Source organism: Paraburkholderia franconis (assembly GCF_009362735.1).
Taxonomy (GTDB): domain Bacteria; phylum Pseudomonadota; class Gammaproteobacteria; order Burkholderiales; family Burkholderiaceae; genus Paraburkholderia; species Paraburkholderia franconis.
On record NZ_WHNP01000079.1, the window covers coordinates 1 to 14,117 of the forward strand.

Annotated in this window: 23 protein-coding genes; 14 read left to right on the forward strand and 9 right to left on the reverse strand. The window is 60.1% G+C overall.

Annotated features, from left to right (window positions below):
- The first annotated feature begins 7 nt into the window (after positions 1–7).
- On the forward strand, positions 8–139 hold the full coding sequence (locus GCT13_RS51455) for a nuclear transport factor 2 family protein (RefSeq protein ID WP_407670928.1): 132 nt from the start codon (positions 8–10) through the stop codon (positions 137–139).
- A gap of 210 nt (positions 140–349) precedes the next feature.
- On the opposite strand, the gene GCT13_RS39825 is transcribed toward GCT13_RS51455, so the two are convergent.
- Both GCT13_RS39825 and GCT13_RS39835 read right to left on the reverse strand, forming a co-directional pair.
- Positions 350–910, reverse strand: a complete 561-nt coding sequence (locus GCT13_RS39825) for a hypothetical protein (RefSeq protein WP_193727889.1) — start codon at positions 908–910, stop codon at positions 350–352.
- 191 nt (positions 911–1,101) lie between these two features.
- Positions 1,102–1,389: a hypothetical protein gene (locus GCT13_RS39835; RefSeq protein WP_152767401.1), complete on the reverse strand. Its 288-nt coding sequence runs from the start codon at positions 1,387–1,389 to the stop codon at positions 1,102–1,104.
- 262 nt (positions 1,390–1,651) lie between these two features.
- On the opposite strand from GCT13_RS39835, the gene GCT13_RS39840 reads away from it, so the two are divergent.
- Positions 1,652–2,143: an Hsp20/alpha crystallin family protein gene (locus GCT13_RS39840; protein ID WP_152767402.1), complete on the forward strand. Its 492-nt coding sequence runs from the start codon at positions 1,652–1,654 to the stop codon at positions 2,141–2,143.
- A gap of 83 nt (positions 2,144–2,226) precedes the next feature.
- Positions 2,227–2,472 carry a hypothetical protein gene (locus tag GCT13_RS39845; RefSeq protein WP_152767403.1) on the forward strand — a complete coding sequence of 82 codons (246 nt, stop codon included), beginning with the start codon at positions 2,227–2,229 and terminating at the stop codon, positions 2,470–2,472.
- Positions 2,473–2,829: 357 nt separating this feature from the next.
- On the opposite strand, the gene GCT13_RS39850 is transcribed toward GCT13_RS39845, so the two are convergent.
- The 6 genes from GCT13_RS39850 to GCT13_RS39870 form a co-directional block, all read right to left on the reverse strand.
- Complete coding sequence (locus GCT13_RS39850) at positions 2,830–3,075, reverse strand: hypothetical protein (protein WP_152767404.1); 246 nt, start codon at positions 3,073–3,075, stop codon at positions 2,830–2,832.
- Between the two features lie 25 nt (positions 3,076–3,100).
- Positions 3,101–3,262, reverse strand: a complete 162-nt coding sequence (locus GCT13_RS48795) for a hypothetical protein (protein WP_193727890.1) — start codon at positions 3,260–3,262, stop codon at positions 3,101–3,103.
- A gap of 242 nt (positions 3,263–3,504) precedes the next feature.
- Positions 3,505–4,053 carry a phasin family protein gene (locus GCT13_RS39855; RefSeq protein WP_152767405.1) on the reverse strand — a complete coding sequence of 183 codons (549 nt, stop codon included), beginning with the start codon at positions 4,051–4,053 and terminating at the stop codon, positions 3,505–3,507.
- 269 nt (positions 4,054–4,322) lie between these two features.
- The gene (locus GCT13_RS39860; protein ID WP_152767406.1) at positions 4,323–4,520 is read right to left on the reverse strand and encodes a hypothetical protein; all 198 of its coding nucleotides are present in this window, start codon (positions 4,518–4,520) and stop codon (positions 4,323–4,325) included.
- A gap of 140 nt (positions 4,521–4,660) precedes the next feature.
- The gene (locus GCT13_RS39865; protein ID WP_152767407.1) at positions 4,661–4,888 is read right to left on the reverse strand and encodes a hypothetical protein; all 228 of its coding nucleotides are present in this window, start codon (positions 4,886–4,888) and stop codon (positions 4,661–4,663) included.
- A gap of 210 nt (positions 4,889–5,098) precedes the next feature.
- Positions 5,099–5,674 (reverse strand): hypothetical protein, encoded by a 576-nt coding sequence (locus GCT13_RS39870; RefSeq protein WP_152767408.1) that lies wholly within the window; start codon positions 5,672–5,674, stop codon positions 5,099–5,101.
- 282 nt (positions 5,675–5,956) lie between these two features.
- Here GCT13_RS39870 and GCT13_RS39875 point away from each other — a divergent pair, with 282 nt between their 5' ends.
- Positions 5,957–6,178 carry a hypothetical protein gene (locus GCT13_RS39875; protein WP_152767409.1) on the forward strand — a complete coding sequence of 74 codons (222 nt, stop codon included), beginning with the start codon at positions 5,957–5,959 and terminating at the stop codon, positions 6,176–6,178.
- A 255-nt stretch (positions 6,179–6,433) separates the two neighbouring features.
- Here GCT13_RS39875 and GCT13_RS39880 read toward each other — a convergent pair whose 3' ends face one another.
- Positions 6,434–6,667 carry a hypothetical protein gene (locus GCT13_RS39880; RefSeq protein WP_152767410.1) on the reverse strand — a complete coding sequence of 78 codons (234 nt, stop codon included), beginning with the start codon at positions 6,665–6,667 and terminating at the stop codon, positions 6,434–6,436.
- 594 nt (positions 6,668–7,261) lie between these two features.
- Between GCT13_RS39880 and GCT13_RS50700 the strand changes: the two genes are divergently transcribed.
- From GCT13_RS50700 to GCT13_RS39915, 10 genes are all read left to right on the forward strand, one after another.
- Entirely contained in the window at positions 7,262–7,393 is a 132-nt protein-coding gene (locus tag GCT13_RS50700; RefSeq protein WP_265335333.1) for a hypothetical protein, read from the forward strand.
- Positions 7,394–7,409: 16 nt separating this feature from the next.
- The gene (locus tag GCT13_RS48800) at positions 7,410–7,568 is read left to right on the forward strand and encodes a hypothetical protein (RefSeq protein ID WP_193727891.1); all 159 of its coding nucleotides are present in this window, start codon (positions 7,410–7,412) and stop codon (positions 7,566–7,568) included.
- Between the two features lie 56 nt (positions 7,569–7,624).
- Positions 7,625–8,200, forward strand: a complete 576-nt coding sequence (locus GCT13_RS39885) for a DUF3560 domain-containing protein (RefSeq protein ID WP_321574927.1) — start codon at positions 7,625–7,627, stop codon at positions 8,198–8,200.
- A 72-nt stretch (positions 8,201–8,272) separates the two neighbouring features.
- Complete coding sequence (locus GCT13_RS49975; RefSeq protein ID WP_227747249.1) at positions 8,273–8,428, forward strand: hypothetical protein; 156 nt, start codon at positions 8,273–8,275, stop codon at positions 8,426–8,428.
- 46 nt (positions 8,429–8,474) lie between these two features.
- On the forward strand, positions 8,475–9,053 hold the full coding sequence (locus tag GCT13_RS39890) for a hypothetical protein (protein ID WP_152767411.1): 579 nt from the start codon (positions 8,475–8,477) through the stop codon (positions 9,051–9,053).
- A gap of 206 nt (positions 9,054–9,259) precedes the next feature.
- On the forward strand, positions 9,260–10,732 hold the full coding sequence (locus GCT13_RS39895; RefSeq protein ID WP_152767412.1) for a sensor domain-containing diguanylate cyclase: 1,473 nt from the start codon (positions 9,260–9,262) through the stop codon (positions 10,730–10,732).
- A 198-nt stretch (positions 10,733–10,930) separates the two neighbouring features.
- Complete coding sequence (locus GCT13_RS39900; RefSeq protein WP_152767413.1) at positions 10,931–11,431, forward strand: hypothetical protein; 501 nt, start codon at positions 10,931–10,933, stop codon at positions 11,429–11,431.
- Positions 11,412–11,708 carry a hypothetical protein gene (locus GCT13_RS39905; RefSeq protein ID WP_227747250.1) on the forward strand — a complete coding sequence of 99 codons (297 nt, stop codon included), beginning with the start codon at positions 11,412–11,414 and terminating at the stop codon, positions 11,706–11,708. Before GCT13_RS39900 ends, GCT13_RS39905 begins: the two co-directional genes overlap by 20 nt.
- 64 nt (positions 11,709–11,772) lie before the next feature.
- The gene (gene ligD, locus GCT13_RS39910; protein ID WP_227747251.1) at positions 11,773–12,849 is read left to right on the forward strand and encodes a non-homologous end-joining DNA ligase; all 1,077 of its coding nucleotides are present in this window, start codon (positions 11,773–11,775) and stop codon (positions 12,847–12,849) included.
- Positions 12,850–13,132: 283 nt separating this feature from the next.
- Entirely contained in the window at positions 13,133–13,843 is a 711-nt protein-coding gene (locus GCT13_RS39915) for an FkbM family methyltransferase (protein ID WP_152767416.1), read from the forward strand.
- The last annotated feature ends 274 nt before the right edge of the window (positions 13,844–14,117 follow it).

Genomic DNA, 14,117 nt, shown 5'->3' on the forward strand with positions numbered 1-14,117 from the left:
GGGCTCGGTGGACGCCTGGTTCCGCAGCAGTTTCGTGCTTGTTCGACGTGCATCCGGTTGGCGCATTGTGCATGAGCATCACTCGTTTCCGATGAAGATGGACGGCAGCAATCTCGTCGCCAGCGATCTCAATCCCTAGAGACTGAGTAAGTGTGATTCGCTGAGCAACCCGGCTAGCTTCGACGCGTCGTGGGACTTCAGTCCAACCGGCACGTGGGCCATGCCGGCGGACGCGACGCATCCGATCCTTCGCTGGCGATTGGGGCGGTATGCGCTGCGCAGAACACACGCCCCCAGACCGCGTCGCCTGAATGAGGCAAAGCAGCCGTTCGAGTGACCGCGCTTTCGATCAATCCAATGACAGGTGATGGCCGAACCCAGTCCGAGCTCGGAACGGCCGCCGTGCTCCACCCATGATCTTCCTAACAGAAAAAGGGAAGACCGAAGTCTTCCCCTTTGCTACGGCTATGCGCAACCGGTCCTGATCTTCACGTGCGGGGCCGACCGACAACATGATGCGCATCGAACCGTCCGCGTTCCGGGTGCGCTGGCCTCTCAATCTCAACTCGCCAGCGGCTATCGCAGCTTCGTCGGAAGGCGGTTCGTCCCTGAACATCGGCAACAGCGACAGCCAGCCGCTGTATTCCGGTTCGGAAACCTCCTTCGCATATGCGCAGACCCGAAGCTCGCCGACGTAGTGAACGTCTGTCGATCCAAAGGCAAGACAGAGCAGATGCTCGCCGTCTATGCCAACCCCAAGTGAAGCAATGACGGGCATCACAGCTTCAGCCGTCCGGACAAATCCCATCAAGAGCGGCTTGCTGATCGGACCACGCCATTCGTCGATCGCTCTCCGGGCTTCCGGAAGAACGAACAATTCACTAGTTGCAACGGTTGTTACCGAAAACATATGGCCTCCAGAAAAAGGCCATCCGGGAGCGTCGTTTGACGTTCCACGAATGGCGGAACGTCGAACAACACTGGGTCGATTCTAGGCGAAAAAAGGCAGTTGTCCAGGTCAATGCTTAACGCATTGACGTGAGCGGAGCTCGATATGCGCTCACTAACTTCGTCGCTCGATAGTAGTACTAAGTTGCACGCCTATGGATTCGGATTAGCCACAACCGTGTGAAGTGCATGCCCGAGAAGGTATTCGCCGAGACCTTGGCCTTTCTGGTTCCTGTCTACGGCAAGCCGTGCCAGGAGCACTGCGGATACCTTGTCGGGGAGCCGCTTACCCGGCATCCCATCCGCCTCCACCAAAAATGCCGACAGGGCGTAGTACCCGACGACCTTTCCCGGATCGGCGGGCAGCGTCGCGACATAGGTGCGAGGAATAATATTTTTCTGTTGGTGCCCACTGGCCATGTTCCGCAGCCATTCATTCATCGAACTGGCGCCGCAATCGAACTCGCTGCGGTTATCGGTTCATGCCGTCGAATATCCTGCCAACGCTCATTCATCGAGCTTTGCCAGGCGCAGACCTCATGCGCCAAACGTGGACGGGCACTCGTCCAGAGCCTTGAAATTCGCGGCAACAATCCCTAGATTTGTAATGTGTCCCGCAACGGGACGTGTACATCGGCGAACGCTGCACGCGCCGCTCATGTACGGTTCGCGCATCGTTCGCCTGCCTTGATGGAGGTGAAGGATGGACTTCAGAAACCTGATCCCATGGAGCCGCGATCGCGGCACGCCGGTCGTCCGTCAGGGCGGCGACGATCACCCGGTGTTTGCCCTTCATCGCGAGATGAACCGCCTGTTCGACGACTTTTTCCGGGCCTTCGATGTACCGGCGAGGTTCGGCGGGTCGACGTTCTCGGGGAACTGGCCGAACATCGAGCTGAGCGAGACCGACAAGGAGATTCGGATCGTTGCCGAGCTCCCGGGCCTCGAGCAGAAAGATGTCGACGTGTCGCTCGACAACGATGTCCTGACGATTCGCGGCGAGAAAAAATCCGAAAGCAGTGGGGCCTTCTACAGCGAGCGGTGGCAGGGCGCCTTCCAGCGTTCGGTTCAGTTAAGTCACGACGCTGATCCGGAAAAAGCCAGCGCACAGTTTCGCAACGGCGTGCTGACCGTGACGGTCGCAAAGCGTCCCGACGCCCAGAGTCGAACCCGTCGTATCACTGTGACGGGATGAAACGCGACGCAGGTCCGCGCGCATGCAGGGCGGTCCGCCGCCCTGCATGCCGCATCGCTGACATTTCGTCAAAGGAGGCTCGCATGTTCGCTCATGAAACTGGCACCTACCACGGCTACCTGATCCGGCCCGTCGTGACGCGCTCTGGTGACGGCAGGTATGAGGCTGCGGCGATCATTGAGGACCGCGCGGGTGCAACGCACACGCTGGCGCTGGACGCCGCGTTCTACCAGCAGCGTGACGCGGCCGATGCGGCTCGGGAATCCGCCATCGCCTGGCTCCAGAGGCTCGCATCGACTGGTGACCGCGTGCCGTTACGACAGCACTAGTTCCTCTCCCCCGTGGGGCGCGGCCTTGGCGGCGCGCCTGCCACGGGTTACTGGCGGTTGCACTGCCACATGGCCGGTCACGCGTGAATCAGTGGATGGGCGGCACCGTACCCAGTTTTTCGATACAGCGCCGCACGGCGCATTGTCGATGATCTGCTGGCCGTAGAGAAACCCGTTGACGACCGGTCGTAAGCACTCGTCGTTCGCCGCAGCTTGATCGGAAAGCAAAGTTGAAGTTGCAGTCGTCCCTCGCGATCTGAACGTGCCGGACTTTCATACCTTCCACACCCAGAATGATGGCCGAAGGCGATCGCTCCAGCGCGCGTGGCTTTCCCTTTCGGTCGGGTGCGGATCATGTCATGCGCGACTGCACGACGTCGCACGGAGCGCATCCAGCCGCGCCGACAATGCGCGGGCCTGCGGTTCGAGGGCCGGCGGCAGTCCCATCGCCTGTACCATCTCGAGCCGTGCGCGCCAGTAGTCCGGTGACGTCACCGGGGTCGACTGCCCGGTATCGTTGTCGTGAATCACGTGCTCGAGGTGCAGAATCATGGCGCGGATGTGCGCCAGTTCCTGCACGGCAAGGACCTCATTCTGCTGCATCGCCCAAGGTCCTCCATGCGTGCTGTCAGTTCCGGTACTGGCGCCGGTACCAGTGCCAACCCGGAGCGTCCAGTCGACGTTGCAGCTGCGCCCGCCGGTGTTCGCGCCGATAGTGGCTGATCACGAAGATGGCTGCGAGCAGCAGGACCGTCGAACCCATCACCATGGCTGCCTGGCCTTCGTCCATCGTCAGCTCCTTCAATATTGTGATGATCGGCCGATGCTCAGTCGGGTGCCTGCCGTGCCTCAGCGTGCAGCCAAGGCCACCGCCTGACGCCGACGGCTTCGCGGGGGTCTTTGATAAGCCGATGATTCCGCCCGGGCGGTTGTCGCTTGGACACCAGCCGGTGAGCACATATGCAATAAAAAAGGACTCCTTTAGATGGAGTGGCTTTACCATCGCATGTGCCGGCACCGCGTCGCAGCCCGTTATCGCTTCGCTGCCTGCAATGCCGGATCGATCGCACGCCTCGCGCTCTTCGAGGCTGCGGCGGCCATGTCGAGGTTGCTCCGGGTTACTTCGACCGCCTGCTGGCCGCTATTCTGCAGCGTTTCGAACAGGGTATTGGCGGCTGAAATCGCGGAATTCAGGGCGTTCATGGCGGCCTCGGAACCGGCCGGCGCGACGTCCTCCACCACCGTTTGCACCTGGCGTCCGTACGCTTCACATTGCGACTTTGCAATACGCGCGAATTCGGCTTGCGTGGCCGATACGATGTCGAACGCCTGACGGCTGTAGGTCTGCACCTTCTCTGCCATCGGCGCAGCGAAGCTGTTCTGCAGTGAGAGCCAGTCGTGCGGCTCCTTCACCGACAACAACTTCTGTGCAAGGTCGAGCGTGTCTGCGAACGTCAATCGGGTTGTCTGCAGGTTCAGCGCGGCCAGTTTCCCGACGCCCTCGACCGCCTTGTTGCTCAGCTCGAAAAGAAGGTCGAGGTTGGCCTTCCGGGTTGCAGCAACCTGTTCCGGGGTCAGCATGATGAAACTCCTGTGTGGCCGATCCGGCGCGCAGGCACCGCCCGATTCGGGGCGGGCGACATGAGACGGCGGGATCGCGTGAATGGACCGATGATGCGCGCTGCACGTGGCACGCGCATGACCGGTGATTTGCAGGCGGTCAATCCAGGTGGATCCGGCCTGCGGCGTGTCCCCGGAACCGACCACTGGCGCAACTCACGGCGGTACACGCGACGTGGCCTGCGTTGCAATAGTGTGATCCCGGAAAAGAGTTCGCAGACGGTCGCCGCTCAGCGTTTTCGGGCGACGGCCTGAAGCACTGAATCACCGTCGCGGGTGAGGCGGGGACGCCGAGCTCCAGACGCAAGCTGTTCCAGCGCGACCAGCTGGCGTTCCAGCAGGGTGTCAAGCTCTTCGCGGTTCAGGTCAATCTGCTCGGGCGCGGCCTTGACCAGCAGCAGGGTGGCGAATTCGTGAGGGCTCAGCATGCATGTCTCTCCATTTATTTATTTATTCGTTACGCAAAGCATCGTTTACCGCTGACGCGCAGTGTCGTGTATTCGGTAGTTATTCCAGTCCTTTATTCCGGCCTTGCGAATTTGACGGCCTTCAAGGCAGGGTCCAAATGTTAAAGCAAAAGCGGGGACGATACGGGATGAAAATAATGCATGAAGCCTGCATCCTTGATAGAATCATTTTTATCATACGATAATGCAAATGGCATTGCGCGTTCGGAAATCTCTTCGCATGGCCATGCCACGCGGGCAACCGACTTCATGACCGGTTCAGGCAACATGGAGGGCACCGCGAAGCAGTCGCCGCGGCTAAGACGCGATACGCAGAATTCGATATTCAACCATCAGGCTCTTATTCAATAGCAATACTATTTTATTAAGTGGTGTCCTTTAATTATCCGAATGTCAACTTGAAAAAACGATAATTTAATCGCTCGCAAATTTGCGGGCAATCCTGTCTCAGGACGACGAGAAGTGGCCGGTTCAGCGATTGAGGCGAAGAAAGCACCAATCGGGAGCGTCGTCTGACACCCCCGCGAATGGCAGGATCCTCATAGTCGTACCATCTCCAACTGCGGCAGGATGGTTCGTTCATACTCCTGTTGCTCGCGGATTTCTTCGTCGAGTTCCCGCTTAACGACCGAAGCCAGGTCCTGTCGGGACTCCACCGCAATCACACCGCGGTCAGTGAAGCCATAGAGCCGTGAACGCAACTCCCATTTGGGACCGTTTGGTGGAAGCGTGTAGTGCACTTCTAGACCCGCGGGCAGCGTCCCCACATGATGAAGCTTTCCCCAGATAAGCAACTGGGCTCCAGTTTGCTTCAAATATTCCTGACCGGATTTCAAGGCATTTTTAACAGCCTCCTGGTCTTCGGACATCGGTACATGAAGATGGCGGCCCAGTCTCACGACATTTACCGGCAGTTGCTGCGGCAGCCACACCAGCAAAAACTGTTGGGTTACCCCGTCATCGTCGCCATCGAAATCAGCGATGACAATCGTGAATACGCCGTGTTTAGCCGTGGGAAGGGGATCGCCGAATACACGTTCAACGTTATCAGCGACCATTGGCCTGCTAAGGATATCTCTTGTGTGAGGGGCAATAGCGCCAATTGGCAGCGCCATGAAGAGCGCCAAAATCCACACCAACCTTAGCCGCTTCGCGCCGCGTTTTCCGAAGTGCACGGCAAGTCGTGCATAAAGATCGTTGACGACGCCGGATACTGTTGGCGCCTCTGGTTGAACCGAGGCTTTAGAGGCTTTCGCAGTCTGAATAGCTTCCGCGTCAACGGGAGTGGCTGTCTGCCCTTCCTTTTCAAGGTGCTGTTCGAAATGAGGTTCGGAATCCTAATCAAACCTGTCAGAAGCTCGCGTATGACGGGGCAGGAGGAGCGAGACGAGCGTTTCATGCACATCACCTTCTCCAAAAGGCAACCGGGAGGTAGTTGCGTGCATGAATTAAAACTCAAGACCACTTACTGTAAAACCGTCTTAAAACCGCCATTGGCATCGCTTCCAGTTAATCGCAACGCTGTATCGGCGAGACGCCGTAAGGATAAACGCTCTAAAGATGAAACAATGAACCGCCATGTTGCTGAAAAAGCTTTCAGTAATCAGACGATGCCATGAGAGCGCGGCACATGGGCGCACTGGGCCCGTACGGTCGCCGATGGGCTCGATCCGCTTGCATCGCCTGATCCGGCCGACGCGGACCGCGACGCAGCCTTGCAGTCGGATGCAACGCTGCTGGATGACATGCCCGACGGCCCATCAGAGCAGGCGCTGTCCAATGAGGCGCGTACCCCGTGATACCTCAGGTAGCCCTTCATCTCGCTTCCGGGAAAAGGCCCGATCGGCGAGAGTTCAGCGTAATACCCAAACCTGTTACGGCCCGGATCGGTCGTTCCCCAGTGCCAGTCCAAAACCATTAAAGCGGGTGCCAGTAACAACACTGTTCTCGCCGTACTGGCAGATGAGCCTTGGTTCGGCCGACGCAACGACTATGTTCCTGTCATCGACGTTGATGCCGCCCACACAGAGTTTGCAACCATCGATCAGAAGATCGTTACTCACTCTGAATAGACTTCCCGACGCATTCGACTTCTCGTTAAACAACATGGTGGCCTCCAAAAAATGAAAGCCACCCGGGAGCGTCGATCGACGCTCCGCGAGTGGCAGAGCGTCAAATAGACGTGACTGATTGTAGGCCAATGTGTCGTACTACGAGACCTACTTCTGGCGTTCCCCGGCGCGCGCCGGGTCGGGTTTTCGCGCTGCGCGTCGAGCCTCGTTCCGAGGCTCTCCCTTCGGGCTCCAATCCCTAACGCAACCCCTTAGCCAGGTGCGGCTATCCTGCCGCACGCAGGCGCTCGCCGCGCGGCGACCAGCTCGGCTCCGATACACGCCCTCACGCATTGCCGTGAGTTCGTCGTCCACCACCGCGACCATAGCCAACCCGGCGCGCCCATCAAGGGCCGCGCTGCGCGCTGAAATCCTCGCCCGTTCATGCTCGCTGCGCTGCGCGGGCTGCCGCCTCCGGTTTCACCCTTGACGGCCGCACCAGGCCGGCTAACCCCGTCGCGGGACGACGAACTCACGGCAACGGCGGCATCGAGACGGTCGAGTCCCACAGCCTCACCGGCCCGATTACGCCGGGACTCGGAATCTTCGGCCCCGGTCAGCAGTAACCCACCCCTTTTCATGGAGGTCGATATGCAACCGCTCACGCTGCATAACTGGATCGTAGTCCTAACCTGTGCATATGTGGAATACACGTTCACGCCCTGGGATGGGCGGAACTACTACCGGCGCACGGTCGATTACGGCCGCGTCGTGTGGTGCTGATCGGGGAGCGCCCGACATGCGAACGAGGCTCAGCACCTACCACCGCACCAACCATACCGCGAGCCTCGCGCTTGCGAAGAACCTGCGCAAGAACGACAGCGCCCACGCCCGAATGATGGAGCTGGCGAAAGCGTCGCGCTTCTATTTCGAGCAGCTGCGAAAGATCGGCGAGTAACCCGCAACCCGAGGGCGGGCCGGCGAGGCCTGCCCGCACCTGACAGGAGATGGATCGTGAACAGGTACAAAGCGAAGCAGCAGGCACGCCGCGCCCGCCTCGAGGCGAGCGCCGAGCGCGCCCGGTCGGCTTCGGGCATGCACTACACCCGCGCTAAAACGATGTCATCGGCTATCCCGTCTGGTCAGCCGATTCTCGTCGGCCACCACTCCGAGGGCCGCGACCGCCGCTATCGGGCGCGAGTACACGCCGCATTCGGGAAGGCATTCGCGCTGCACGATCAGGCGGCCGAGCTCGATCGACGGGCGGCAGCCGTCGGCAAGGGCGGCATTTCGGGTGATGACCCGGAAGCGCTCGACAAGCTACGCGCGAAGCTCGCGGACATGGAGGAACGGCACGAGCGAATAAAGCGCACGAACGCGCTGATTCGCCGCGAAGACCGCGCCGGCCTCGCGCGCATGGGCTACACGGCCGAAGCCATCGACAAGCTGTTCCTGCCTGATTGGCGAGGCCGCGCCGGCTTCGCTTCGTACGAGCTGACCAACAGCAGCGCGAACATTCGCCGCGTGCGCGAGCGTATCGCCGCGCTCGAAAAGATGGCCGGGCGTACCGACCGCGAGGAAGAAGGCTAGGGCTACACGTACAGGGAGGACATCGAGGACAACCGCGCTGCGTTCCTGTTCGACGCCAGGCCCGACAAGGCCGTGCGCGACCTGATGAAGCGCAATGCCTTCGTGTTCAGCCCGACGCGATCGCCGGCCGGCAAGGCGGCGGCCTACGTGCGCAAGCTCACACCGAACGCCATTACGACGGCGAAGTGGCTCCGGCCGCAGCTTGACGAGCTGATGACGGGCGAGTGATCCAGTTCCGGCCCGCTTCGGCGGGCCGCCAGCGAGGGAAACGACGATGAAATCGAATATCACCATCGCAGAGATTTACGCAGCGCGGCCGGATCTCGGCTTTGAAATTCTGTCGGGCGACACGCCGCATATTCGCGAGAACGGCGGCTACCCGGTGTCAATGCGGGGGCTACTTACAGCGCGGCCGAGCTGCGCGCGATCCTCGCCGACCTCGAGGGCGCCAATCAGGCGTTCGCCGACAAGCTCTGAGGACGAAGCCATGACGACCAGACCGGACTGCGACGGGAACCATGTCGCAAACCGACGCACCGCGTGCGGCGAATACGAATCGGAGTGCACGTGCGCGGCCGGCGTGCGCGCGCCCCAGCAGCGTTTCGTCTTTCAGGATGAGGCCGACGCCATCGCGTATTGGGCCGACAAGGAGTTCAAGAAATGGGCGATCGACGTGACCGCCGGCCCGGAGAAGCGGCCGACCTACAGCCGTACGTTCTACGCGTGCGCGCGCACGTCCGAGCGCGCTATCGAAGGCGTCAGGCGCGACATGCTGCACAAGCCCGCCGGCGCGCGGTTCCGCGCGCGACTCGCAGGCCCGCGCGAGCTGGGTTGTGTGAAGGTGGAGGGTTGAAACATAGCCACAGGTGAAAGTGAGCTGTAGGTTAGAGCGCCGATCGTGACGCGATTGCGGTCAGGAAATCACGTCGTGACCGCCTCCACCGGACACCCGGAGCAATCCGCGCTTGCGCTCGCAGCTTTCCCTTTTTAGTATGCAGAATCAAAATCGTCATAGTTTTCGCGGCGCTCCGGACGCCGGTTCAGTCAGCGAGGAGACAGATGCAACCCCGGTCGTCGGCGCCTTACTACGTCGTGGTAATTGGCTCGGTCATCGCCTGCGCGCTGATGGGCCTCTGCGTATTGCAACTGTTCCAGAGCCGGCAGGACGCGCTCGACCGCGCAAGCGAAACCTCGCGCAACCTCGGTCTCGTAGCCGAGCGGGACATCGAGCGCAACTTCGAGCTCTACGATCTGTCGTTGCAGGCGGTAATCCACGGGCTGCAACGAGCCGACATCATGACTTTGCCGCCGGACATCCGGCGCGCCGTGCTGTTCGACAACGCGATGACCGCCAGATTTATCGGGTCGATACTCGTGCTGGACGCAGCCGGTAACATCATCCTCGATTCGGGAAGCGACGAGCCGCGCAACAGCAATTTCGCCGATCGTAAGTACTTCACGATCCAGCGTGATCGCCCCGACGTGGGGCTCTACGTCAGCGATCCGTACGCGTCGCGCCTGCGCGGCGGCACCCCCAGTATTGCGCTGTCGCGGCGCCTGTCGAACGCCGATGGCTCGTTTGCCGGCATCGTGATGATCGCGATCAACGTTGAGTATTTCCACAAGCTGTTCGCAGGATTGGCGCTCGGCGCCCATGGCTCGATGTCGCTGATCGGCAAGGACGGCACCATGGTCATGCGCCAACCGTACGACGTGCGCATCATTGGCCGCGATATCAGCAAGGCCAGTACGTTTCGGCGGTTCGTGTCCGCGCCCGAGGGCACGTTTTCGGACACGGCGTCGATCGATGGCGTGCGGCGCCTCTACTACTTCAAGAACTTGCCGCATCTACCGCTGATCATCATGGTCGCGGAGGCCGAGCAGGATATCTATGCGGCGTGGCGCCGCCGCGCAGTCACGATCGGCTCGCTAGTGGCAATTTTCGGCGTGGGTTTTATTGCACTGTCGATCTTGCTCAGTGCGCAACTGCGGCGCCGGATGCGGGCGGAATCGGAGCTCGTGCTGCTCGCGCGCACCGACGGCCTCACCGGCCTGAACAACCGTCGCACCTTTGGAGAGGTTCTTGACCGTGAATGGCGACGCGCGCGCCGGGCACGCTCCGTGTTCTCGCTGCTGTTCGTCGACGTCGACCGCTTCAAGGCGTACAACGACACCTACGGTCACCAGGCCGGCGACGACGCGTTAGCTGCAGTCGCACGGTGCATCGGCGAAAACATCCGCCGGCCGGTCGACTGCGCGGCCCGCTACGGGGGCGAAGAGTTCGTCGTGCTGCTACCAGACACGCCGGCCGCCAACGCGGAGCTGATCGCAGAGAAAATTCGTGCTGCGATCAACGGCTTGGCGATCGAGCATGCGAGTAGCGAATTCGGGCGCGTGACCGCCAGCATCGGCCTCGCGAGCTGGACGCCGGAACAGGATGGCGAGGTGAGCGCTGTGATCAAGGCGGCCGACGAAGCGTTGTACCACGCGAAGGCAACCGGCCGAAACAGGATTGCTGCTCTGCCTGCCTGACGAATGTTGGCCAGCGGGGATTGAGGACAGTAAAAAAACAGGGACCCGAAGGATTACTGTTTCTCTGTCTGCGGCGTCGGCGTAGGAGACGCGACGCCGCCACCCTACCGGCAGAGACCGTCAGTGAGATTCAACCGGCGCGAATATTGGCAGGCATCCCCGATGCTCTGATTCTGTGGTCCCGTTCGAGGTCGGGTCATGGAAACCGAGATCTTTGTTCAGCTCGCGAACCAGCAGGCCGTGGATAATGCGCTGGTTCTTCATGCACTGGAGGTCGCCGTCCGCACGCTGGAGGCGCACCACGGTCTTACGGTGCACTGTGAGGACGACGTCTTCCAGCTGGACTTTGAGCCCCAGCTTCACATCGTCACCCCCGCGATCCATCTGATCAAAAGCGGCGCCGTCGCCGTACTTCGCGCGTCCGGCGTTGCGAAGGCGATCGACCTGGACATGGACCAACAGACGACGGACGAGGGATGCGTGCTGCGCGCCCTGCACGTGGCGTCGTACACCCTTTCGGTGCATTGCGGCATGCTCGGCCTATCAGAGGGCGATACATGGACTCTAGACTTCAAGCCTCAAACAGACATGCTATGGCAGGCGATAGCGCTGATGGGCGTTGATACGTCGAAGCCCCTGCGCGCGCCCATCCCCCGGCGAGATTCCGAGGATGACGATCATGACGCGCCAACGCTTTGAGCAGCAGCATGCCACCTTGCTTCGGAGCCGGCCCGTCGGCACGACCGCCGATCTGAGCGATTGCATCGCGGCCCATTGGAACGGCCACCAGATCACCTACGCCTTCCTGTGCGATAACGAATGCGGTCAGGTCGACGAGGAATTTGACCTCGACGATTACGTGTGGGACGAGTGGCGTCCCATGTTTGAAGAATGGTTGGCCGAGCCGACCTTTGCGCTTCGCCACGAGGTGAAGCGATGGTTGGCTGATGCACCGCCATTCGAAGCTGGTCAATAAGATGGGTCGCTGGGGATCCGGGCGTTCAACGCGCGTCCGTGCAACCACGACGCCCCCCGGCGCGATGCCTCTCCTGATCGAGCCGGAACCGGCGACACTTGCCACGCATCCGCCCTCGCGCGGCGACTGGCAGTACGAGATCAAGCTCGATGGTTACAGGATGCTCGCGCGGATAGACCACGGCGCCGTGCGGCTGGTCGCCCGCAACGGCCACGACTGGACCACACGCTTGCCCAAACTGCGCGACGCGCTCGCGAGGCTTCCGGTAGATGACGTGTGGCTTGATGGTGAAGCCGTCGTAGTCGACAAGGAAGGCCGGCCGGACTTCAACGCGCTACAGAACGCTTTCGACCGGCGCAGCACGGCCAACATCACCCTCTACCTGTTCGACCTACTCTGGCTGGATGGTATCGATCGCCGCGACCAACCGCTCACGACGCGTCGCCGGCTACTGCGCGAGCTGCTCGAAATCGTCGATGAACCGCTGATACGTTTCTCAGAAAGCTTTGACGAAGATCCCGCCCAGCTCATCGAGGCAGCGCGTTCAATGAAGCTCGAGGGCATCATCGGCAAACGCGTCGGTGCTCCGTACCGGTCGGGACGATCAACGAGCTGGATCAAGCTCAAGTGTGAACGGCGCCAGGAGTTCGTCGTCGGCGGAATCTCCCGCGGCAGCGCGGGTGCGGCGCTCGGGCTCGGCCGGTACATCGACGGCGTCACGACGCACGGCTTTTACAACGCCGGTACGTACCCCGCGCATCCGCCCGAGCTGTATGACACGGATCCGGCGAACGTGGCCAATGCGCTTGACAGGCAGATGCAGCAGCTGCGCTCGACGATGCAGACTGTCAAGCCGAACATGCGGCTCTGGTCGACCGAGCTCGGCATCAGCTACGACGCGAACATCACTTACGGCTCGAGTTCGATCTCGGCGAATCAGCTCTATGCGCAGGGTATTGATGGCGATTTTATTGCGTACAGCCTGGTCCGTCGTTTGTTCGGCTTGCGCGACGCGTGCATCAGGAACGAACCGGATGGTGGCCTTACACATGAAACTTTCTTCATGCACTCAACCCTTTCGGCCAAAACTACACGAGTTTATGCCGTTCGCTTAGCTTCAGCTAATGGTCGAGTAAGCTGAACCGGAGGTCCGAATCATATTGCATATTTCGAACATTTAAATAATTCACGAATAACGCTTTGTCGGGCCCACAGCGCAGTTGCGATGACGGAAGAAATCAGGCGCGCTGCGGGGACCGCTAATTTGTGCGCCACGCTGTATACCCAAGATCTCCACGAATAGCGGTTCTGGGCGGAGCAGATGAATTAGCAACACGATACGGACCGACTTTCTGCTGGGCAGGCTTCCGGGTCAAACGCGGTTTGGTCCTGTGCCGTAAACCTTTCGAGGTTGGGGAGCCATTATGCTGACCTTCAGGAACTTCGGACACTTCCTTTGGCTCGTCCGCAAGACGTGGATAACGCGCGGGCCGCGCTTGTACTATTCGCAGTTTGGAGAAGACGCAGTGCTGCGCGAGATAATCAGTCCGTTGTGCAACAAGGGTGTTTATGTAGACGTGGGTGCATACCATCCTGTGAAGTTTTCGAACACGCATGCGCTCTACAAGCGCGGTTGGCGCGGTGTCAACATAGATATGGATCCTGTGAAAATTGAAGCGTTTGCTCTTGCACGCGCTGATGACATAAACGTATGCGCGGCCATCTCCAGCGAGAAAACGATCAAGCAAATCTATAATTTTTCCAAGTATGGATTGACTTCGACCATAGACCCAAAAGTGGCTGCGGCCGACGTCCAGAAACCGATTGCTGTCCGGACGGTTGAGACCACCACATTGAATGACGTTCTGGACCATAGTCCCTACGCCGGTCATGAAATCGATTTGCTTTCCATCGATGCGGAAGGTCACGATTATGAAGTCTTGCGATCGATTGATATCAGCAGGTATAAACCAAAGATCATCATTGTGGAATCGATGTTGACTTCAATAAGGGATGTGATAGATTCCGCCATGTTTCGCTATCTTGAGGAGCGTGATTACCGACTGGTCAGTTGGACGCATTTATCACTGATCTTCAGGGTGAACAGATCCCAAATCTTTCGCTACCAGTTATAGCTCTACAATTACTGCCGCGACCCCGGTTCGGTGGCTTGGCTGAATGATCGCCTGGGTTGTACCAGGAAAGAAGTCGTCGAAGACGACCCCGTGATTGACTGCAGCCTTCAACATGCTTCGGATGACGAAATTCGCGGCTTGACCAGGCCGCTGCGCGCAGCGCGCAAAAAAGAAGGCGGCCAGGAGGTCGACCGCCCGTTTAACACACTCCGGTGACGGGGAGGAACCATCATCGGCTGTCATTCTATCGTTGCCGTGCCCCTCGAGCTTTCGC